Origin of the sequence: Jannaschia seohaensis, assembly GCF_900116765.1 — a bacterium.
Taxonomy (GTDB): Bacteria; Pseudomonadota; Alphaproteobacteria; order Rhodobacterales; family Rhodobacteraceae; genus Jannaschia; species Jannaschia seohaensis.
In genome coordinates this window covers 26,624-44,994 of record NZ_UETC01000012.1, presented here as the reverse complement: position 1 = coordinate 44,994, position 18,371 = coordinate 26,624, and the positions used below count along the sequence as shown (strand labels likewise).

Genomic DNA, 18,371 nt, shown 5'->3' with positions numbered 1-18,371 from the left:
ATCGTTTTCGTGCGACCGTACGTCAGAGCGAAACACAAGACGCTGGGCCTTACCCGCTGACCTAGTTCACCTTTTCCGCCTCTGCCCTGCTTCCGCCACGGTCCCGCTCCGGCGGGGCCGCAACTCTTCCCCGAGACCTCCCAGATCGCGCCCTTTCTCCGCCGCAGCCATCCGCCAGGGTGAGGTTAACGCAAGGAGAACGCATCATGTCCCGCAAGATCTGGTTGGACCGCACCATCGAAGCCGCCCGCACCGAGAGCACGCCGATGCCCTGGTCCCGCTCGACCAAGGGACGCCCGGTCCAGGTCAAGGCCAGCGGCAAGGGCTGAGCCGCCAGCGGCGGCGCACCCCCTACTCGGCCACGCGCTGCTCCAGCCTCAAACCGACGGCCGTCCGGTTGGGGAAGCCGAGCCAATAGCTGTGAGCGGCGGTCGGCTCGCCCTCCTCGCCGAGATCCCAGACCCCGTCCTCGGCCCGCTCCACCACGTCCAGGTAATCGGCGGCCGCGCTGAACCCCTGAAGGTGCAATTCGAAGAACACCGTCGCGAAGTGCTGGAGCACGTTGTTCATCCGCACAGTGTCCCAGACCGCATCGGCATAATGGTCGAAGGGCGACTGGCCCTCCCCCTCCCAGGCCTCGGCCGGCGCGGGGATGGGCGCGGCGGCATTGTGATTGGCGCCCTCGAAAGTCAGCAGATAGCGCGTGACGCCCGTGGTCTCCTCGAAGATCTGCCGCATCGCAGGGTAGTCCGAGACATCGTCGACAGACCCGGCCACCAGGAATAGCGGTTTCTCCACACCCGCGAGGCCCTCGGCGTCCCAAAACTCCCGATTGCGGCCCCAAGGGCCGATCGCGACGATGGCCCGCACCCCGTCGTCGGCCAGCGCGGCAAGCGTCTCGGACCCTGCGGCGTGGCGTGACAGCAGGCCCTGGGGCGCGGCGAAGAAGGCGGGCTCCGTCCGGGTCACCGCCGTCTGCGACAGGCCCCCGCCCCCGAAGATCAGCGCGCCATATCCGCCCATGGAATAGCCGACGATGCCGGTCCGGTCGGTATCGGTGATCGCCCCGACCTCGTCATCGAGCCCCGCCATCGCGTCGAGCAGAAAAGCCTGATCCAGCGGCCGGTTATAGAGCGTCGAGGGAAACGGCCCCTGATCGTCATAGGTCGAGTCCGGGTGGTCGGCGGCGGCCACGACGAAGCCCTTGGAGGCCAGGTTTTCCCCCAGATGGGACATCAGGAACCGGTTGCCCGGATAGCCATGGGACAGGATCACCAGGGGAAACTCCCCCAAGGCGGGCGCCGCGTCCCGCGCGGCCCGGCCGGTGAGCGTCACCTCCGTCTCCCCGTCGCGCAAAAGCGCCGTGTAGCGCCCGCCCGGCGCGGTGCCGTCGGCGGCGGGATACCAGATCTCGACCGTCAGGCTGCGATCCACGGTCGGGATCTCGCCCTCCGCCGGGGTCGAGAGGATGTCGATCCGGCCCGGATCGGTGAACTGAACCGTGCGAACCCCCACCGGATAGTCGCCCAGCGCGGCCCGTTCCGGCGCGTCGGGGCGGATCAGGTCGATCCGGTTCTGGGCCTCGGCCCCGAAGGACGCCGCCGCCAGGATTGCGGGCGAGAGCAGGGCGAGCGAAGATTTCATGTCAGCTCCGAGGGTTGGGGCGGCTGCCCGGCAGCGTGGCCCCATCGGGCCTGTGGCTCAAGCCCCGAGATCGCGAATGCCGCCGATCGGCGGGTTGACGGGACCGCCGCGCTGGCCCACATGCCCCTTGACCCCGCCCCTCGGGTTGCGTGAGCCGGACGTCCATGCGGGACGTCCCCGACGACGGGCGGGACGCTTTCCCTTGGATCACGCCGGGAGGGCGCGCGGCAGAGCGCCGCGCCTCCCACGCGCCGCAGGATGGCGCATCATGGCGCGTCTGGCGCCAGAGGACACGATTATGGATTTCGACATGCTGGGGCTGAAGCCCCGACTTATCGCCGCGCTGGCCGAGATGGGGATCGCCGATCCCACTCCGATCCAGCGTCAGGCGATCCCGCCCGCCCTGCAAGGCCGCGACGTTCTGGGGCTCGCCCAGACCGGTACCGGCAAGACCGCCGCCTTCGGCCTGCCCCTCGCCCAGCACCTGCTGGAGGAGGATGCGCGCCCGGCCAAGCGCAATGCCCGCGCCCTGATCCTCGCGCCGACGCGCGAGTTGGTGAACCAGATCGGCGAGAGCCTGGACGGCTTCATCGCCGGGTCGCATCTGCGCGTGGCCAAGGTCGTGGGCGGCGTCGGCATCAACCCCCAGATCAAGCGGCTGGAGCGGGGCGTCGACCTGCTGGTCGCGACGCCGGGCCGCCTGCTGGACTTGATGGACCGGGGCGCCGTGACGCTGGCTCAGACCCGCTTCCTGGTGCTGGACGAGGCCGACCAGATGCTCGACATGGGCTTCATCCACGACCTTCGAAAGATTGCGGCCAAGCTGCCCGCCGAACGGCAGACGATGCTGTTCTCGGCCACCATGCCGAAGGAGATGGAGAGCCTCGCGGCGACCTACCTGACCAAGCCCGTCCGGGTGCAGGTGGCGACCTCGGGCCAGACCGCCGACAAGATCGAGCAGTCGATCCACTTCATCGCCAAGGCGGAGAAGCCCGCCCTCCTGCTGGAGCTGCTCCAGGCCCATCCGGGCGAGGCGGCCCTGGTCTTCGCGCGCACCAAGCACGGCTCGGACCGGCTGGCCAAGCAGCTGACGAAAGCGGGCGTGGAGGCGGTGGCCGTCCATGGCAACCGCTCCCAGGGGCAGCGGATGCGCGCGCTGGAGGCCTTCTCCAGCGGCGATGCGCCGGTGATGGTGGCGACGGATGTGGCGGCGCGGGGGCTCGACATCCCCGTGGTCAAGCACGTCTACAACTATGAGCTTCCCAACGTGGCGGAGACCTATGTCCACCGCATCGGCCGCACCGCGCGGGCCGGGCGGGACGGGGCGGCGATCACGCTTTGCGCGCCCGACGAGATGGGCGAGTTGAAGGACATCGAAAAGCTGCTGCGGCGCGAGATCCCGGTGGCCTCGGGCCGCCGCTGGTCCCCCTCCCAAGAGGAGGCCAAGCCCAAGCGCGGAGGCGGCGGCGGCGGTCGCCGCGGCGGGGGCGGCGGACGCCCGCAGGGCAAACCGGCCGGCGCGGGGCGCCCGCAAGGGGCGCGGCCCGGCGGCGGCAACCGCCGCCGCAGGCCCCGAAAGTCGGCCTGATCCCGCCGCGATCCCGGTCCGCTCGCGCCATATTGCGGCGCGATAGTCCCGCGGATCGCAACAGGAGGACCGACATGGAGCGCCCTGCCCTTTCCCTCGTCGTCCTGGCTCTGGCCGTTGCGGCCCCCGCCACAGCGGCGGAGCGCCTGCTGGCCGGTATACCCCAGGGCTTCGCCGTGGCCGAGGGCGCCCGCGGCCCCGGAACGGCCCTGCTGGAGCTGATCCCCGAGGGCGAGAGCGCATCGGACTGGACGCAGAGGATCTCGCTTCAAACCTTTCCGCCGACCGCCAATGTCGGCTCCTGGATGATGGCGTTCGGAGCCGCCTCGGTGCAGGCCTGCCCCGAGGGCGGCTTCCAGCCCGTCGCCTCGATGCAGGAGGACGGGTTCGAGGTGGCCGTGGCCGTCGTCGGCTGCCCGGCCTCGCCCCGCGACGGACGCCCGGCCTATATGCTGCTCAAGGGCGTGGACGGGCATGAGGCGCTGCATGTCGTGCAATGGGCCTGGTCCGGAGACGCCCCGGACGGGGCGGCGCTAGAACGGGCCGGGGCCTATCTCGCCCAGGTCTCTGTTTGCGACGGGCCACGGGCGCGCGCCTGTCCTGTGCCCTGAGGGCACGCACCGCATTGCTCCGATTCGCGGGCTCTGGCATGATCCGCCAAAAAATCGAGCGGAGGGCAGAGCAGTGAAGACCCCCATCAAGCTTTCGGCGGCCGTGGCGGCCTGTCTGGTCCTGTCGGCCTGCGGCGGCGGGCGCGACGCGGGCCAGCCCACGGTCACCCGCGCCTACGCGACGGGCCCGGTGCAGACGGCCTGCCTGCGTGCCGACCGCCGCGCGGCCTCCACGACCCTGTGCGGCTGCGTGCAAGCGGCGGCCGACAGCGTGCTGTCGCGCCGCGACCAGTCCCGCGCGGTGCAGTTCTTCAAGGATCCACATCAGGCGCAGGTCACACGCCAATCCGACCGGCGGTCGGATGAGGCGTTCTGGCAGCGCTACAAGACCTTCGTCGCCCAGGCCGAGCGCCTCTGCGCCTGAGCCGACCGGCACCGGCGCGGCCGCGTCAGGTCGCGTCCTTTTCCGCCGTGCGATGCGGGCCGCCCCGATGGGGATACACATCCCCGACCTCCATCCCGGCTTCCCTCGGGCGAAGCATGTTGGCGGCATGGCCATGCACGAGGATTGAGCCCAGGATCGTGACCACCGCGATCCGCCAGATCGTCTCGATATCCGCGAATTCCGCATGGTTCTGCGCGTAGGCGATGCGGAGGATCGAGCCCATGCCGCGGATCCCGAAGAGCGCCACCGCCCAGCGCGGCAGAAGGCGGCAATGATGGCCCAACAGACCCAGCGTCCCCGCCAGCGGCCGCACCCTGAAGATTAGGAGCAGCGCGAAGGCGACCTCTTGCCAGCGTAGCCCCAAAAGCGCGCCGGAGGCGGCGAAGACCCCCAGCCAGAGCAGCAGCAGCGCCAGGAGGATCGCCTCCAACTGCTCGGCCCCGTGATGGACATAGCGCTCATAGCCCTCGTGCTCGGTGCCCCGCGTGTTGAACCGCCCGGCCCGCACCGCGCAGAACACCGCGAGAAAGCCGTATCCATCCACCGCCTCCGTCACACCGGAGGAGATCAGCGTCGCCGACAGGATCACCAGCACCGCATTCCACGCCCCCTGCGCCCCGTCGCCCACCGGTGAGAAGACCAGCTTCGAGAACGCGAACCCCGTCACGATGCCGGCCAGCATGCCCCGCGGCGACCCGGTAGGCGAGATCAAGAGTCAGCGAGGACCAGAGCCACGCCTCGCCCTGGACGACCTCTCCCATGCCGAGCGTCACCGCGTAGATCGCCAGATAGACGAAGGGAGAGGGCAGCCCGTCGCTCAGACCCGCCTCGGCGGTCGGCGCGACCTCCATGTCGCTCTCCCCCGTGCAGGGCGGGGAGACCTGGACCGACCGCGCCAGCACCAGGCCCGCCGGCGCCAGCGCCGCGGCGAGGAGCAGCGCCCCCGGGATCGTCAGGCCCAGCCAGCCCCAGGCCAACAGCCCGACCGCCGCGACCGTCAGAGGCATGGTGATGCCCAGCCGACGCCAGGTCGCGTTCCAGGACCGCCAGGAGGCCACCCTGTCCACGGCCAGCCCCGCCCCCGCGAGGCTGATGATGACGACCAGTTCCGAAGCGTGCTCGATCACCGCGGACTGCCAGCCGCCTTGCAGCGGATCGATATGGACCAGCGTGATCCCGCCGAAGCAGGCCCCGAAGAGGACGTAGAACAGCGGCAGGTTGAGTAGCCGCACATGCGCCAGGGCCGGTTGCAGCGTCAGCCCGAAGAAGGCCAGCCCCACGACCGTATAGATCAGGTCGCGCGGGTCGAGCGCCGGGAGGAGGTCGATCATGCGGTCTCCATGTCGGGAGGCAACGGAGCGCCCGGTCTTTCAGTTCCACGGAGGCCAAGGGCGGCGCGAGGTCCGCCCGACCGCACCGGGGCGGCGCGTCCTCACACGCCCCGGTTGATTGGCACAGGCGCCATCCGCGACGCGCGCGCCGATGGGCATGAGGAGAGAAAGCTTTGCGATGTCCTGCCTCCCCCGCAGCCGCGCTTCTCGCCGGTGTCGCCGCGCCGGCAACCGCGGCCATCCTCCGGGGCAGCGGCGCGTTCGAACCGAAACCCGCTTCGCCTTGGAAATCCTGGTTGGGAGCGGCGACACGCGGGTCGACCTGAATGACGGGCGCCCCCTCCCGTGGCGCTCATCGCGCCGGACGATGACAGCGGCGTCGCCTGCCGCACGCCTTCGGCACGGCATCCGGCCTCGGTCTGGAGAAGAGCGCCGCGACGACCGGCGCGTGGATGGGCCGATGTGCGCCCGCGGCGGCGACAAGCCAGTCCCCGATGCGCTCCGGTCGCCCCGCCCCCTGCCCGCAGGCAGCGCCCCGCTTCCCCGCGCGCTCCGCCCGCCGCGGGCGACGCGGTGCCGCAGCGGACAGCGCGAGGTCCGGCGCGACCGGCTCCGCCTCCCTGTTTCCCGCGGCCTCCGCACCCTATCTTTGGACCAAACGATCCGGAGACGACCATGACCGACGCCCCTTTCCGCCCCTTCGAGACCGCGCTCGACCGCGACGCGGCCCTAGCCATCCTGCGCAGCGCCACCGACGGCGCCGATGATGGTGAGTTGTTCCTGGAGCGCCGCCGCTCCGAGGTGGTGGTGTTTGACGACGGGCGGGTGAAGACGGCGAGCTACGATGCCTCCGAGGGATTCGGCCTGCGTTCCGTGAAGGGCGAGACGGCGGGCTACGCCCATTCCACCGAGATCAGCGAAAGCGCCCTCCGGCGGGCCGCCGAAACCGCCCGCCTCGCCGTCGGCGATGGCGGCGGCATCCTGGCGGACGCGCCCGCGGGCACCAATGAGCGGCTGTATGGCGCGCACGACCCGATCGCGGGCCATGCCTTCTCGGTCAAGCTCGACACGCTCGCCGAGATCGACGCCTTCGCCCGCGGGTTGGACAAGCGGGTGGTGCAGGTCTCGGCGTCTCTGGCGGCCTCGCTGCAAGAGGTGGAGATCCTGCGCCCCGAGGGCCGCTCGGTCTCGGATGTGCGGCCGATGGTGCGGCTCAACGTCTCGGTCATCGTCGAGGAGAACGGCCGCCGCGAGGGCGGCTCGGCCGGCGGCGGCGGGCGCATCGATCTCGCCGGCCTGCTGGAGCGGTCGCATTGGGAAGCCGTCGCCCGCGAGGCGCTGCGCATCGCCGTGGTAAACCTGTCGGCTGAACCCGCCCCGGCGGGCACGATGGACGTGGCGCTGGGCGCGGGCTGGCCCGGCATCCTGCTGCACGAGGCGGTGGGCCACGGGCTGGAGGGCGACTTCAACCGCAAGGGCCAATCCGCCTTCGCCGGGCTGCTGGGTCAGCGGGTGGCGGCGCCGGGGGTGACGGTGCTGGACGACGGCACCATCCCGGACCGGCGCGGCTCGATCACGGTGGATGACGAAGGCACGCCCTCGGGCAAGAACGTGCTGATCGAGGACGGCATCCTGGTGGGCTACATGCAGGACCGGCAGTCGGCCCGCCTGATGGGCGTCGCCCCGACCGGCAACGGACGGCGCGAAAGCCACGCGCATATCCCGATGACCCGGATGACCAACACCTACATGCTGGGCGGCGACGCGGACCCGAAAGACATCGTGGCCGACTTGAAGGACGGCATCTACGCCGTGGGCTTCGGCGGCGGGCAGGTCGACATCACCAACGGCAAGTTCGTGTTCTCCTGCACCGAGGCCTACCGGGTGAAGAACGGCAAGGTCGGCGCACCCGTGAAGGGCGCGACACTGATCGGAGACGGGGCGACGGCTTTGACGAACATCCGGGCCATCGGCAACGACATGGCGCTGGACCCGGGGATGGGGAATTGCGGCAAGGCCGGGCAATGGGTGCCCGTGGGCGTGGGCCAGCCCACGCTCTTGATCGGAGGACTGACGGTGGGCGGCTCCGCCGCCTGAGGGCATCAAGGTCGCTCCGGGCCGGGCGGCGTGAAGACATAGCGGGCCGCGCGCCGTATCGCGCGCCCTGATCGCGGCGAGGCTGTCGCGTTCGGGCCGCCCCGTCCGATGGCGTCTCGGCCCCAGGCCCGTCGCGCGTGTCGGAGCCGCTCTGGCGCCCGCTCATGGCCTGGATGGGCGCCCCGTCGGGCGCTCCGCCCACGCTTTGAGCCGCCCGGAAAGGCCGCCTGTCGCCGCTGGGCGCAGCCGTAGCGGGGGCCGGTTTCGACAGGATCCGGGCCCCTCCCCATGCGCCGAGCGTCCCGACCCGGATCTGACGCCGCCCCTTGGAGACGCTTATCCCCAGTCTCGCCAGCTTTCACCGCGACGAAGCGGGCGCCGGGCGAGCGGTCAGGATTAACCTTATGTAAACCATCCCGGACGCAGTCTGCGTCATGGACACCGCCCTCCCCGAGTTCATCCGCGACCCCGACGGCCTCTCCGAGCCGTCCCTGCCGCTCTTCGACGGCCCGCCCCCGCAGGAGGAGCTGTTCGCGCGGCTCCGCCTCGCCCGGTCCCGCCGCGTGGGCCCCGCCACCTTCCGCCGGCTGATCGCCGAGCATGGCGACGCTCGGGCCGCGCTCGACGCCCTACCCGGTATCGCGGAGGCTGCGGGCGACACGGGCTATGCCGTCGCCGACCCCGACGCCGTCCGCCGGGAGATCGCGGCGGCGCGGAAGGCAGGGGCGAAGCTGCTCACCCTGGGCGCGCCGGGCTACCCGGACCGTCTAGCCGAGGTCTCGTCGGCGCCCGCGGTGCTCTGGGCGCAGGGGGCCACGGCGCTCGCCGCGCGCCGCTGCGTCGCCATCGTCGGCACCCGCAACGCCTCCAGCCTCGCGCTGCGCATGACGCGGAAGCTCGCGCGCGACCTGGCCGAGGCGGGGATCGTCATCGTCTCGGGCCTCGCCCGTGGGGTCGATGCGGTGGCCCATGCCGCAGCCCTGGGAGGCGGAACGATCGCCGTCCATGCGGGCGGGCTGGACCAGGTCTACCCGGCCGAGAACGCGACGCTCGCCCGTGAGATCGCCGAAAAGGGTCTCTCGCTCAGCGAACGCCCCTTCGGCCTCGCGCCCCAGGGCCGCGACTTCCCCCGCCGTAACAGGATCGTGTCCGGCTTGGCGCTGGCCGTGGTCGTGGTCGAGGCGGCCGCGCGGTCGGGCTCGATGATCACGGCGCGGGACGCGGCCGACCAGGGGCGGGACGTGATGGCGGTGCCGGGGCATCCGCTGGATGGGCGCGCCTCGGGCTGCAACATCCTGCTTCGGGACGGCGCGCTCCTGGTGCGCGGGGCTGAGGACGTGCTGGAAGCGTTGGAGGCGACGCCGGCGCCAGTGCCGCCGCGGTCGGAGCCTGCGGCCCCCCCCGGCCCTCTGCCGGAGGGAATGCGCGCGCGCATCCTCACGCTACTCTCGCCCGTACCCGTGGCCGAGGACCAGTTGCTGCGCGACCTGGGCCCGACCGGAGCGGTGCCGCCCGCCATGCTTTCGGCCGAACTCTCGGAGCTCGAAATGCTGGGCGAGATCGCCCGCCGCCCGGGCGGCGGGCTGGTGCGGCTCTCGGGGGGGGCGCCGTAAACGCGATCACCGGCGGCACGGTCCCCGGGGGACCCACAGCCCATCGAGGCGTAGGGCGGGGATTTCCCCGCCGCCCGGTCAGGGAGTCGCAGCACCCCTTTTCATTGGCCGTCCCGCGCCAAGGATCCCTCGCGGCACCGCCCAAAAGGCGCTGCCCTGGCCACGGATACAGGCCCCCGGACGGGGCCCGGAACGCGGGAAAGAGGCCGTCCTTCGTTCGCCGTCCCGGTGTGACCATGCCGACCCCGGGGCCTGCTTGGACGCGAGCCGCCCCGGCCGCAACCTTCCGGCCCCGCCATTGACAATCCCGCGGGGCTCGCCACATGGTCCCCGGCCCAAGGGCACGCCCCCTCGCGGCCACTGCTCTCACCCGGTTCAGGAGTAACCATGCCCGTCGTCGTCGTCGAATCCCCCGCCAAGGCCAAGACGATCAACGGCTATCTGGGCAAGGATTACACCGTGCTCGCCAGCTATGGCCATGTTCGCGACCTCGTCGGCAAGGACGGCTCCGTCGACCCCGAAGAGGGCTTCGCGATGACCTGGGAGGTGCCGGCGGATAGCAAGAAGCGCATCAAGGACATCGCCGATGCGCTGGCCGACGACCCCAACCTGATCCTCGCCACCGACCCCGACCGCGAAGGCGAGGCGATTTCCTGGCACCTGCAAGAGGCGCTCAAGAACCGGCGCGGGATCAAGAAGGATCTGGCCGTCAGTCGCGTGGCGTTCAACGCGATCACCAAGAAGGCCGTGCAGGACGCCATCGCTCACCCGCGCGAGATCGACACGCCGCTGGTCCACGCCTATCTCGCCCGCCGCGCGCTGGACTATCTGGTGGGCTTCACGCTGTCCCCCGTCCTCTGGCGCAAGCTGCCCGGATCCAAATCGGCCGGCCGGGTGCAATCCGTCTGTCTGCGCCTGATCGTCGAGCGCGAGATGGAGATCGAGGCCTTCGATCCACAGGAATACTGGACCGTCCGCGCGCTGCTGGAGACGCCGCGCGGCCAGACCTACGAGGCGCGGCTGGTGGGCCTCGCCGGCGACAAGGTGGAGCGGTTCACCTTCAAGGACCGGGCCAGCGCCGAGCTCGCCGTGCAGGCGGTCGAGAGCCGCGACCTCACCGTCGCCTCGGTCGAGGCCAAGCCCGGCACCCGCAACCCGGCCCCGCCCTTCATGACCTCCACCCTCCAGCAGGAGGCCAGCCGCAAGTTCGGGATGGGCGCCAAGGCGACGATGGCCACGGCGCAAAGGCTCTACGAGGCCGGTCTGATCACTTACATGCGGACCGACGGGATCGACATGGCGCCCGAGGCAGTCCACGCCGCCCGCGACGCCATCGCGGAACGCTACGGGGACAAATACGTCCCCGGCAGCCCGCGCATGTACAAGAACAAGGCCAAGAACGCGCAAGAAGCGCATGAATGCATCCGCCCGACCGACATGACGAAGGCGGCGGACGACCTGCGCATCGATGGCGAGCAGAAGAAGCTCTACGATCTCATCTGGAAGCGGACGCTGGCCTCGCAGATGGAGGCCGCGCGGCTGGAGCGGACCACCGTCACCATCGAAAGCAAGGACCGTCAGGTCGAGTTGCGCGCCAATGGGCAGGTCATCGTCTTCGACGGCTTCATGAAGGTCTATACCGAGGGCCGCGACGACGAGGAAGCGACCGGCGAGGACCGCCGCCTGCCCGTCATCGACCAGGGCGAGTCCGCAAAGAAGCATGCGAACGGCCTGCGCCCGGATTTCGACAAGCTGGCCGCCGATGGCGGCGACGCGGTGATGGATAACGGCAAGGCGCCGGCGAACGCCGTGCTCGCCCCCTCCGGCGCCGTGCTGGGCCAGCAGAGCTTCACCCAGCCCCCGCCCCGCTACACCGAGGCGACGCTGGTCAAGAAGATGGAAGAGCTGGGCATCGGTCGGCCCTCCACCTATGCCTCGATCCTCGGCACGATCCAGGACCGCGGCTATGTCCGCAAGGAGGGCAACCGCCTCTTCCCCGAGGATCAGGGACGGCTGGTGACGGCCTTCCTTGTCAACTACTTCCGCCGCTACGTGCAGTACGACTTCACCGCCGGGCTGGAGGACGAGCTCGACCACGTCTCGGCGGGGGAGCTGGACTACAAGGACGTGCTCGACCGCTTCTGGCGCGACTTCAAGGCCGCTGTGGACGAGACCGCGGAACTGCGCATCACCGACGTTCTGGAGAAGATCAACGAGGTGCTGGAGCCGCATCTCTTCCCCGAACGGGCGGACGGCAAGGATCGGCGCCTCTGCCCGAAATGCGAGGCTGGGCGGCTAAGCATGCGCACCGCGCGCTCGGGCGGGGCGTTTATCGGCTGCTCCAACTATCCCGAATGCCGCTACACCCGGCCTTTCGGCCCCCCGGGAATGGAAGGCGAGCAACAGGGCGAGGAGCGGATGCTCGGCGTCGAACCGGAAAGCGGGCTGGAGGTCTGGCTGAAATCGGGCCGGTTCGGGCCGTATGTCCAGCTCGGTGAAGCCAGCGAGGAGAACAAGAAGCCCAAGCGCTCCAGCCTGCCCAAGTCCTGGACGCCGGAGTCGATGGATCTGGAGAAAGGCCTGCAACTGCTGTCGCTGCCGCGCCAGGTCGGGATCCATCCCGAGGACGGGCAGCCGATCCAGGCCAATCTCGGCCGCTTCGGACCCTACGTCATGCATAAGCGGCCCGAGGACGCGAAGCCGGTCTATGCCAATCTGCCGTCGGAGGACGAGGTCTTCACGATCGGCATGAACCACGCGGTGCAACTGCTCGCCGACAAGCGCGCCAATCCCCGCGGCCGTGGCCGCGCCGCCGCCAAGCCCCTGAAGGAGCTGGGCGACCATCCCGAGAGCGGCGGGCCCGTCGCCGTCATGGAGGGCCGCTATGGGCCTTATGTGAAGTGGGACAAGGTGAACGCGACCATTCCGAAGGGCACCGACCCGGATAGCGTCACGATGGAGCAGGCGATGCAGTGGATCGCCGAGAAGGCCGCGAAAGCGCCGAAGCGCAAGACCGCGGCGAAGAAGCCCGCCGCCAAGACGACCGCCGCGAAAAAGCCCGCCGCCAAGAAGGCGCCGGCGAAGAAGGCGGCACCGAAGAAGGCCGCCGCCAGCAAGACCTCCTGACCAGTTCCACATGGATGCCATCGCGGTCGCGCAGGACGGCGGAGGCATTGCCCGGCCCCGCTAAGGCGACAGGCGTACAGCGCCGTTGCGACATGTTGTGAGGGACCAGCCGCGCCGCGTCCGGGCTGGGGAAATGGACGTGACGGCGCGCTGCCAGGATGCTCCGGCGATTCGCCGGCGTGCTCCACGGATCGGGTGTGACCGGTCTCTGGCCGTCGAGACACTTGATCCCGCTCGCCGAGAATACGACATCGACGCCATGACAGAGATTACCCCCCTCGCTCCCCGCCCGGAGGTCCTGGACTTCCTCGCCACCCGCCGCTCCCGCCCGGCCAAGACGCTCCGGGCGCCGGGGCCCGACCGCGCCGCTCTGACGCCCCTGCTCGCCACAGCGATGCGCGTGCCCGATCACGGCAAGCTGGAGCCCTGGCGCCTCATCGTCCTGGAGGGCGCGGCCCTGGCCCGGCTCGCCGCGCTGACCGGGCGGCTGGGTGCCGAACAGGGGCGCGACCCCGAAAAGCTCCCGAAATCCCAGGCCATGTTCGCTGACGCGCCCCTGATCGTGGCCGTCGTCTCGTCGCCTCAGGCGTCGGACAAGATCCCCGAGGTGGAGCAAACGCTCAGCGCCGGGGCCCTGTGCCTGTCGCTGGTGAACGCGGCCCAGGCGGCGGGCTGGGGCGCGAATTGGCTGACGGGCTGGATGGCCCTTGACCGGGACTTCCTGACCGAAGGGCTGGCCCTCGCCCCCACCGAATGGGTCGCGGGCTGGATCGTGATCGGAACCGAGAGCGCCGTCCCGCCGGAGCGGCCCCGCCCGGATGTCGCGGCCAAGACGGAGTGGCGCTCGGCATGATGGGCGATATCGCCAAGGCGCTCGGACAGATGGGCGATCCCCGGTTTCGCCGGGTCCTTCTGACGGGGGTGGGGCTATCGCTCGCGCTGCTCTTCGGGTTCTCCGTGGTGTTGATCTGGCTGGCGCAATGGCTCGTCGGCCCGGCCGTCACGCTACCCTGGATCGGCGAGGTCACCTGGCTGGACGATGCGGCCGGGATCGCGCTGATCCCCGTGATGCTCGTCGCCTCGGTCTTTCTGATGGTGCCGGTCGCCTCGGCCTTCACCGGGCTGTTCCTGGACCGAATCGCGGCTGCGGTCGAGGATCGGCACTACCCCGCGCTGCCTGCGGCGCGGCAGCAGCCGCTTCCGGAGACGTTGAAGGAATCCGCGGGGTTTCTCGGTCTGGTTCTGGTCGTCAACGCCCTGGCGCTGGCCGCCTATCTGCTGCTCGCGCCCTTTGCGCTGTTCATCTTCTGGGGGGTCAACGGCTTCCTGCTCGGGCGGGAATACGCGCAGATGAGCGCGGCGCGGCATTTGCCACCGGCCGAGGCGCGGGCCTTCCGCTCGCGCTATCGCGGCCAGATTTGGGCGACGGGGGTGGTGATGGCGATCCCGCTCTCGGTGCCGGTGCTGAACCTGCTGGTGCCAGTGGTCGGGGCAGCGGCCTTCACCCATCTCTTCCACCGGCTGCACCGCCCATAGGCTGCGCGGCTCAGTCGCCCAGCACCTCCCGGCCCGTGATCCGGCGCAGATCGTCGATGCCGATCTGCCCGGTCGCGATGAACCAGATCAGCGGCACCCAGATCAGAAGCGTGATCGCCGTGGCCCAGCCCATCCGGCGGTAGATCCGGATCGGGGCCGCCGGCGCCCCGGCATGGGTGCCCTGGGTCACCTGCCCGCGATCTCCCTGCGTGTCCTGGCCGATCTGCAGGCCGATCAGGAACACCATGGCCCAGATCATGGCAAAGAGGACGAGGGCGGAGAAAACACCCATCAGACTTGCTCCAGCTCGACCAGGGTTCCGGTGAAATCCTTCGGGTGGAGGAACAGCACCGGCTTGCCATGGGCGCCGATCTTGGGCTCTCCGGTGCCGAGCACCCGGGCGCCCGCCGCCCGGAGCGCATCGCGCGCGGCCAGGATGTCCTCCACCTCGTAGCAGATGTGATGGATCCCGCCCGAGGGGTTCTTGTCGAGAAACCCCTGGATCGGGCTGCCTTCGCCCAATGGATGGAGCAGTTCGATCTTGGTGTTGGGCAGGTCGATGAAAACGACGGTCACCCCATGCTCCGGCTCGTCCTGCGGCGGGTTCACCCGGGCGCCGAGCGTGTCCCGATACTGTGCCGCAGCGGCTTCTAGGTCCGGGACGGCGATGGCGACGTGATTGAGTTTGCCGATCATGGCCGGGCGCCTCCTGTGTCTGGCGCCGTCTTATCGCGCTGGGCTGGGCGGGCCGCAAGGCGGCAGGGCGCCGCGTTTACACATCCTTAAGCAGTGCTTTGCATAATAAAGAACAACCTTGAGGAGAAATCCGATGGACGATTTGGAATTGATGGCCCGCCCCGCTCCCACCGTCCGCCGCCCCCTGTTGGGCATGACGATTTTGGTGGTCGAGGATAGCCGTTTCGCCTGCGAGGCGGTCCGCCTGCTTGCGCTGCGGTCGGGCGCAAGGCTACGACGCGCGGACAGCCTTCGCGCCGCACGCCGCCATCTGGCGTCCTATCGGCCGGATGTGGTGGTCGTGGATCTGGGCCTGCCCGACGGCCCCGGATCGGACCTGATCGCGGATCTTTCGGGCGCGCCGTCGCGCCCGACGGTCATCCTGGCGACCTCAGGACAGACCACGGACATGGTTGCGAATGCCGCGCTGGAGGCGGGGGCGGACGGGTTCCTGGCCAAGCCGATCGACAGCCTCGCCGCATTTCAGCAGGCGATTCTGGCGCATGTTCCCATCGACCTGCGCCCCCCCGGGCCGCGCCCGGTCAATGGCGACCGGATCAGCCCGGACCGTCTCGCGCTCTCAGAGGATTTCGCCTTCGCCGACCGGGCCCTGGCCGAGGGCCGCCCCACAGACTATGTCGCGGCCTTCCTGGAGGGGCTGGCCCGTACGGGCCATGACGCCGTCCTCCTGGCCGAGGCGCAATCCCTTGCGGCGCAAACCGCCGAAGACATCCGCCCCCGGCTGCACGCCCTGATCGCGGAGCGGATCGCGACGACTCGCCGCGCAATCTAGGCGCCCGGCCCGCGCTACCGCGCCAACAGGGGCGCAGTCGCGGCGGACAGGCTGCGCGTCTGGCGCCCCTCCGCGTCGAAGGTCTCGGGTGCGAGCCAAGCGCGATGGGCCTGCCGCAGCGCCGGCCAATCCCGATCGAGAATCGAGAACCAGGCCGTGTCCCGGTTCTCGCCCTTCACGACCATGTGCTGCCGGAACGTGCCCTCATAGGAAAACCCGAATCGGGCGGCGGCCCGGCGGCTGGCGGCATTGGCGGCGTTGCACTTCCATTCGACCCGGCGGAAGCCGGCACCTATCGCGTGGTCGATCATCAGATGGATAGCCTCGGTCGCCGCAGGCGTCCGCTGCAACCCGGCAGACAGGGCGATATGGCCGATCTCGATCACCCCATTGGCCCGGTCGAGCCGCAGCCAACTCGCCACACCGGCCCAATCCCCGGCGCCGCGAATCGCGTAGAAGACCGGATCCTCCGCGACCGACGCGCCCGCCACCCAGTCCCGATAGGCCGCGAGCGTCGCGAACGGGCCATACCCAAGAAAGCGCCACATCTCGGGGTCCGCGCGGTTGGCGGCGTGCAGCGCTTCGGCGTGCTCCGGTGCCAGCCGCTCCAATCGCGCATAGCGCCCGGCCATCGCGGCCGGCGGCGCGAACCCGAGCGGCCGCCAGTCCCGCAGGCTCATCGCGGGGCGAGACGAATCGCCCCGTCCAGGCGCAGTGTCGCGCCGTTCAGCATCGGATTGGTCGCGATGTGGCCCACAAGCGAGGCGAACTCCGCCGGATCGCCCAAGCGCGGCGGATAAGGCACCTGCGCGCCGAGGCTGTCCTGCACTTCCTGCGGGAGGCCCTTGAGCATAGGCGTCAGGAACAGGCCCGGCGCGATGGAGACGACGCGGATACCCAGCGGCGCCAGATCCCGCGCCATCGGCAGGGTCATTCCGGCCACACCGCCCTTGGAGGCCGCATAGGCCGCCTGCCCGATCTGCCCCTCGAAGGCGGCAATGGAGGCGGTGTTGACGATCACCCCCCGCTCCCCGTCGGGACCGCGCCCCTCCTGCGCGGCCATGATCGCAGCGGCGGCCGAAGCGCAGTGGAAGCTGCCCAGCAGGTTGATCGAAATCACCTTGGCGAAGAGCGCCGGGTCGTGGGCTCCGTGTTTTCCCACGGTCTTGGCCGCGGGCGCGATCCCCGCGCAATTGACCATCAGGTCCAGGCGCCCATCTCCGGCGACCTCGCCCAGAACGGCCGCGCAAGCCGCCGCGTCGGTCACGTCGAGCTTGTGGAAGCTGCCGCCCAGGTCATCGGCCAGGGCCGCGCCGCCCTCGTCCAGGTCCAGGATCGCCACGCGCGCCCCGGCCTCGGCCAGATGCCGCGCCGTCGCCGCGCCAAGTCCCCCCGCCCCGCCTGTGATCGCCGCGACGCTGCCTGCCAGGTCCATATCCCACCCTCCCTGTTTCCGGGCGGGACCGTAGCGAGCCGCGCGCCTAGCGCAAGACGGGGGCGGAGATGGCAGCGCGGATGCGGGTGTCGGTGTCGTCGCTATCGGCGGAGATGCCGATCCCGACCAGCACGCCGGGCCTGCCGCCGAAGGCGCGGGAATAATCGGCGGCGAGGTCCACGCGCTCGCTATGCTTCCCCGTGCCCGCCTGGCGCAGCACGATGGTGCGCAGGCCGGGCAGGTAGGGGCTGTCTTGCAGTGTGCCGCGCGGGGCGTCGTCGCCCCAGACATAGACGATAACCCGGGTGGATGGGTCGCGCAGCAGAGCGGCGGCGCGGTTCGGGTTGGCCTTGGCGGCCGTCTCGGCATCGGTCCAGGCGAAGTACACGGCGAGGTTACGGTCATCCCCGCCCTTGCGGCTCAGATCGGTCGCGGGCACCGATTCGGCCACGGTCCAGCTCCAGGCGGCGGCGTTCGCGCCCCGGAGCCCCTCCGGCACCGCCCGCCAGAGCAGCGAGACGGTCCCATCGGAGGTCACTTGCAGGGTGCCGCCGGCCTGCTTGTAGTCATTCGTGGAGAAACGCAGGAAACCCTGCTCCCGCCAGGAGCCGTCGAAGGCGAGGGGCGAGGCGAGCGCAGGGAGGGCGAAGCAGACGGCAAAAGCCAGAATCAGACGTTTCATGCGCGGAGATGTAGCGGCGGCGGCCCCTTCGGCCCCCTCAAATGGCCGTGAGCGGCGATAAGTTGTGGGTAAGATGCCCCGCCGCCTTTACAGCCTCCCCAGAGCGGCCCACCATATTTGGTAGGGACGGCGCGCAGCTCCCCATATGGATCGGACCGGTCACAAGGTCTGGGGGCGCGCCGGGCAAGAGCAGCGGAGGTCCCCCGATGATGCACGAACGCCAGCAATTCGCCGAGACCGGCGACCTGCATCCGATCGACCTGGTCGAGACGGTCGCCCTCTCCCACGAGTGGGAGTTCGACCGGGTCGGCGACGATCAGATCGCGATGGTGGTGGAAGGGCAGTGGCGCAGCTACTCCGTGACGCTGGCCTGGTCGGAGGCGGACGAAACGCTCCGAATGGTCTGCTGCTTCGAGATGGAGCCGCCGACGGACAGCCACCCGCGCCTGTTCGAGCTGATGAACCTCGTCAACGAGCAGTGCTGGACCGGAGCCTTCGCCTTCTGGCCGGATCAGGCGCTGATGGTCTATCGCTACGGGCTGGTCCTGGCCGGCGGGGCCTCGGCCGGGGTCGAACAGATCAACCGCATGGTGGCCGAGGGGATCCTGGCCGGCGAGCGGTTCTACCCGGCCTTCCAACTGGTCTGCTGGGGCGGGCGGGCGCCCACCGATGCGATGCAGATTGCGATCGCGGAAGCCTACGGGCGCGCCTGACCCGACCGGGAGCGGGCCGGGG

At 70.3% G+C, this 18,371-nt stretch carries 19 protein-coding genes; 11 read left to right on the top strand and 8 right to left on the bottom strand.

What is annotated here, in order from left to right:
* Nucleotides 1–206 precede the first annotated feature (206 nt).
* A complete protein-coding gene (locus DTQ71_RS24670) occupies nucleotides 207–329 on the top strand; it encodes a hypothetical protein (RefSeq protein ID WP_281271251.1) in 123 nt (40 codons plus the stop codon).
* A 22-nt stretch (nucleotides 330–351) separates the two neighbouring features.
* Here the strand turns inward: DTQ71_RS24670 and DTQ71_RS18315 are convergent, their stop codons facing one another.
* Nucleotides 352–1,644 (bottom strand): alpha/beta hydrolase family protein, encoded by a 1,293-nt coding sequence (locus tag DTQ71_RS18315; protein WP_109565750.1) that lies wholly within the window; start codon nucleotides 1,642–1,644, stop codon nucleotides 352–354.
* Nucleotides 1,645–1,912: 268 nt separating this feature from the next.
* Here DTQ71_RS18315 and DTQ71_RS18310 point away from each other — a divergent pair, with 268 nt between their 5' ends.
* From DTQ71_RS18310 to DTQ71_RS18300, 3 genes are all read left to right on the top strand, one after another.
* A complete protein-coding gene (locus DTQ71_RS18310; RefSeq protein ID WP_245947646.1) occupies nucleotides 1,913–3,232 on the top strand; it encodes a DEAD/DEAH box helicase in 1,320 nt (439 codons plus the stop codon).
* A 74-nt stretch (nucleotides 3,233–3,306) separates the two neighbouring features.
* Complete coding sequence (locus tag DTQ71_RS18305; RefSeq protein ID WP_109565749.1) at nucleotides 3,307–3,843, top strand: hypothetical protein; 537 nt, start codon at nucleotides 3,307–3,309, stop codon at nucleotides 3,841–3,843.
* 73 nt (nucleotides 3,844–3,916) lie between these two features.
* Nucleotides 3,917–4,267 carry a hypothetical protein gene (locus tag DTQ71_RS18300; RefSeq protein WP_245947645.1) on the top strand — a complete coding sequence of 117 codons (351 nt, stop codon included), beginning with the start codon at nucleotides 3,917–3,919 and terminating at the stop codon, nucleotides 4,265–4,267.
* A 25-nt stretch (nucleotides 4,268–4,292) separates the two neighbouring features.
* Here DTQ71_RS18300 and DTQ71_RS18295 read toward each other — a convergent pair whose 3' ends face one another.
* Both DTQ71_RS18295 and DTQ71_RS18290 read right to left on the bottom strand, forming a co-directional pair.
* Nucleotides 4,293–4,808, bottom strand: a complete 516-nt coding sequence (locus tag DTQ71_RS18295) for a hypothetical protein (RefSeq protein ID WP_109565748.1) — start codon at nucleotides 4,806–4,808, stop codon at nucleotides 4,293–4,295.
* Complete coding sequence (locus tag DTQ71_RS18290; protein ID WP_109565747.1) at nucleotides 4,747–5,619, bottom strand: cation:proton antiporter; 873 nt, start codon at nucleotides 5,617–5,619, stop codon at nucleotides 4,747–4,749. The genes DTQ71_RS18295 and DTQ71_RS18290 overlap by 62 nt, the downstream gene beginning before the upstream one ends.
* Before the next feature lie 675 nt (nucleotides 5,620–6,294).
* Here DTQ71_RS18290 and tldD point away from each other — a divergent pair.
* The 5 genes from tldD to DTQ71_RS18265 all read left to right on the top strand — a co-directional run bounded on the left by tldD (nucleotide 6,295) and on the right by DTQ71_RS18265 (nucleotide 13,991).
* Entirely contained in the window at nucleotides 6,295–7,716 is a 1,422-nt protein-coding gene (tldD, locus tag DTQ71_RS18285; protein WP_109565746.1) for a metalloprotease TldD, read from the top strand.
* Nucleotides 7,717–8,150: 434 nt separating this feature from the next.
* On the top strand, nucleotides 8,151–9,329 hold the full coding sequence (gene dprA / locus DTQ71_RS18280) for a DNA-processing protein DprA (protein ID WP_109565745.1): 1,179 nt from the start codon (nucleotides 8,151–8,153) through the stop codon (nucleotides 9,327–9,329).
* A 387-nt stretch (nucleotides 9,330–9,716) separates the two neighbouring features.
* On the top strand, nucleotides 9,717–12,455 hold the full coding sequence (gene topA / locus DTQ71_RS18275) for a type I DNA topoisomerase (RefSeq protein ID WP_109565744.1): 2,739 nt from the start codon (nucleotides 9,717–9,719) through the stop codon (nucleotides 12,453–12,455).
* 259 nt (nucleotides 12,456–12,714) lie between these two features.
* Nucleotides 12,715–13,308: a nitroreductase family protein gene (locus tag DTQ71_RS18270; protein ID WP_109565743.1), complete on the top strand. Its 594-nt coding sequence runs from the start codon at nucleotides 12,715–12,717 to the stop codon at nucleotides 13,306–13,308.
* Nucleotides 13,305–13,991, top strand: a complete 687-nt coding sequence (locus DTQ71_RS18265; protein WP_109565828.1) for an EI24 domain-containing protein — start codon at nucleotides 13,305–13,307, stop codon at nucleotides 13,989–13,991. Before DTQ71_RS18270 ends, DTQ71_RS18265 begins: the two co-directional genes overlap by 4 nt.
* Nucleotides 13,992–14,001: 10 nt before the next feature.
* On the opposite strand, the gene DTQ71_RS18260 is transcribed toward DTQ71_RS18265, so the two are convergent.
* Together DTQ71_RS18260 and mce are read right to left on the bottom strand one after the other, a co-directional pair.
* A complete protein-coding gene (locus tag DTQ71_RS18260; protein WP_109565742.1) occupies nucleotides 14,002–14,283 on the bottom strand; it encodes a DUF1467 family protein in 282 nt (93 codons plus the stop codon).
* On the bottom strand, nucleotides 14,283–14,687 hold the full coding sequence (gene mce / locus DTQ71_RS18255; RefSeq protein WP_109565741.1) for a methylmalonyl-CoA epimerase: 405 nt from the start codon (nucleotides 14,685–14,687) through the stop codon (nucleotides 14,283–14,285). The genes DTQ71_RS18260 and mce overlap by 1 nt, the downstream gene beginning before the upstream one ends.
* Nucleotides 14,688–14,820: 133 nt before the next feature.
* Here mce and DTQ71_RS18250 point away from each other — a divergent pair, with 133 nt between their 5' ends.
* Complete coding sequence (locus tag DTQ71_RS18250; protein ID WP_109565740.1) at nucleotides 14,821–15,519, top strand: response regulator; 699 nt, start codon at nucleotides 14,821–14,823, stop codon at nucleotides 15,517–15,519.
* A 14-nt stretch (nucleotides 15,520–15,533) separates the two neighbouring features.
* Here DTQ71_RS18250 and DTQ71_RS18245 read toward each other — a convergent pair whose 3' ends face one another.
* The 3 genes from DTQ71_RS18245 to DTQ71_RS18235 are packed head-to-tail and all read right to left on the bottom strand — an operon-like array spanning nucleotide 15,534 to nucleotide 17,636.
* Nucleotides 15,534–16,199 (bottom strand): GNAT family N-acetyltransferase, encoded by a 666-nt coding sequence (locus tag DTQ71_RS18245; RefSeq protein WP_245947644.1) that lies wholly within the window; start codon nucleotides 16,197–16,199, stop codon nucleotides 15,534–15,536.
* Nucleotides 16,196–16,954 (bottom strand): SDR family NAD(P)-dependent oxidoreductase, encoded by a 759-nt coding sequence (locus DTQ71_RS18240; RefSeq protein ID WP_109565739.1) that lies wholly within the window; start codon nucleotides 16,952–16,954, stop codon nucleotides 16,196–16,198. Before DTQ71_RS18240 ends, DTQ71_RS18245 begins: the two co-directional genes overlap by 4 nt.
* Before the next feature lie 46 nt (nucleotides 16,955–17,000).
* Nucleotides 17,001–17,636: a DUF3047 domain-containing protein gene (locus DTQ71_RS18235; RefSeq protein ID WP_109565738.1), complete on the bottom strand. Its 636-nt coding sequence runs from the start codon at nucleotides 17,634–17,636 to the stop codon at nucleotides 17,001–17,003.
* 206 nt (nucleotides 17,637–17,842) lie between these two features.
* On the opposite strand from DTQ71_RS18235, the gene DTQ71_RS18230 reads away from it, so the two are divergent.
* Nucleotides 17,843–18,349, top strand: coding sequence for a type III secretion system chaperone family protein (locus DTQ71_RS18230; protein WP_407066416.1), 507 nt, complete (start codon nucleotides 17,843–17,845; stop codon nucleotides 18,347–18,349).
* Nucleotides 18,350–18,371 lie beyond the last annotated feature (22 nt).

Coding starts and splice junctions, on each gene's coding strand:
- DTQ71_RS24670 (WP_281271251.1), top strand. CDS start 207: ATGTCCCGCAAGATCTGGTTGGACCGCACCATCGAAGCCGCCCGCACC.
- DTQ71_RS18315 (WP_109565750.1), bottom strand. CDS start 1,644: ATGAAATCTTCGCTCGCCCTGCTCTCGCCCGCAATCCTGGCGGCGGCG.
- DTQ71_RS18310 (WP_245947646.1), top strand. CDS start 1,913: ATGGCGCGTCTGGCGCCAGAGGACACGATTATGGATTTCGACATGCTG.
- DTQ71_RS18305 (WP_109565749.1), top strand. CDS start 3,307: ATGGAGCGCCCTGCCCTTTCCCTCGTCGTCCTGGCTCTGGCCGTTGCG.
- DTQ71_RS18290 (WP_109565747.1), bottom strand. CDS start 5,619: ATGATCGACCTCCTCCCGGCGCTCGACCCGCGCGACCTGATCTATACG.
- tldD (WP_109565746.1), top strand. CDS start 6,295: ATGACCGACGCCCCTTTCCGCCCCTTCGAGACCGCGCTCGACCGCGAC.
- dprA (WP_109565745.1), top strand. CDS start 8,151: ATGGACACCGCCCTCCCCGAGTTCATCCGCGACCCCGACGGCCTCTCC.
- topA (WP_109565744.1), top strand. CDS start 9,717: ATGCCCGTCGTCGTCGTCGAATCCCCCGCCAAGGCCAAGACGATCAAC.
- DTQ71_RS18270 (WP_109565743.1), top strand. CDS start 12,715: ATGACAGAGATTACCCCCCTCGCTCCCCGCCCGGAGGTCCTGGACTTC.
- DTQ71_RS18265 (WP_109565828.1), top strand. CDS start 13,305: ATGATGGGCGATATCGCCAAGGCGCTCGGACAGATGGGCGATCCCCGG.
- DTQ71_RS18260 (WP_109565742.1), bottom strand. CDS start 14,283: ATGGGTGTTTTCTCCGCCCTCGTCCTCTTTGCCATGATCTGGGCCATG.
- mce (WP_109565741.1), bottom strand. CDS start 14,687: ATGATCGGCAAACTCAATCACGTCGCCATCGCCGTCCCGGACCTAGAA.
- DTQ71_RS18250 (WP_109565740.1), top strand. CDS start 14,821: ATGGACGATTTGGAATTGATGGCCCGCCCCGCTCCCACCGTCCGCCGC.
- DTQ71_RS18245 (WP_245947644.1), bottom strand. CDS start 16,199: ATGAGCCTGCGGGACTGGCGGCCGCTCGGGTTCGCGCCGCCGGCCGCG.
- DTQ71_RS18240 (WP_109565739.1), bottom strand. CDS start 16,954: ATGGACCTGGCAGGCAGCGTCGCGGCGATCACAGGCGGGGCGGGGGGA.
- DTQ71_RS18235 (WP_109565738.1), bottom strand. CDS start 17,636: ATGAAACGTCTGATTCTGGCTTTTGCCGTCTGCTTCGCCCTCCCTGCG.
- DTQ71_RS18230 (WP_407066416.1), top strand. CDS start 17,843: ATGATGCACGAACGCCAGCAATTCGCCGAGACCGGCGACCTGCATCCG.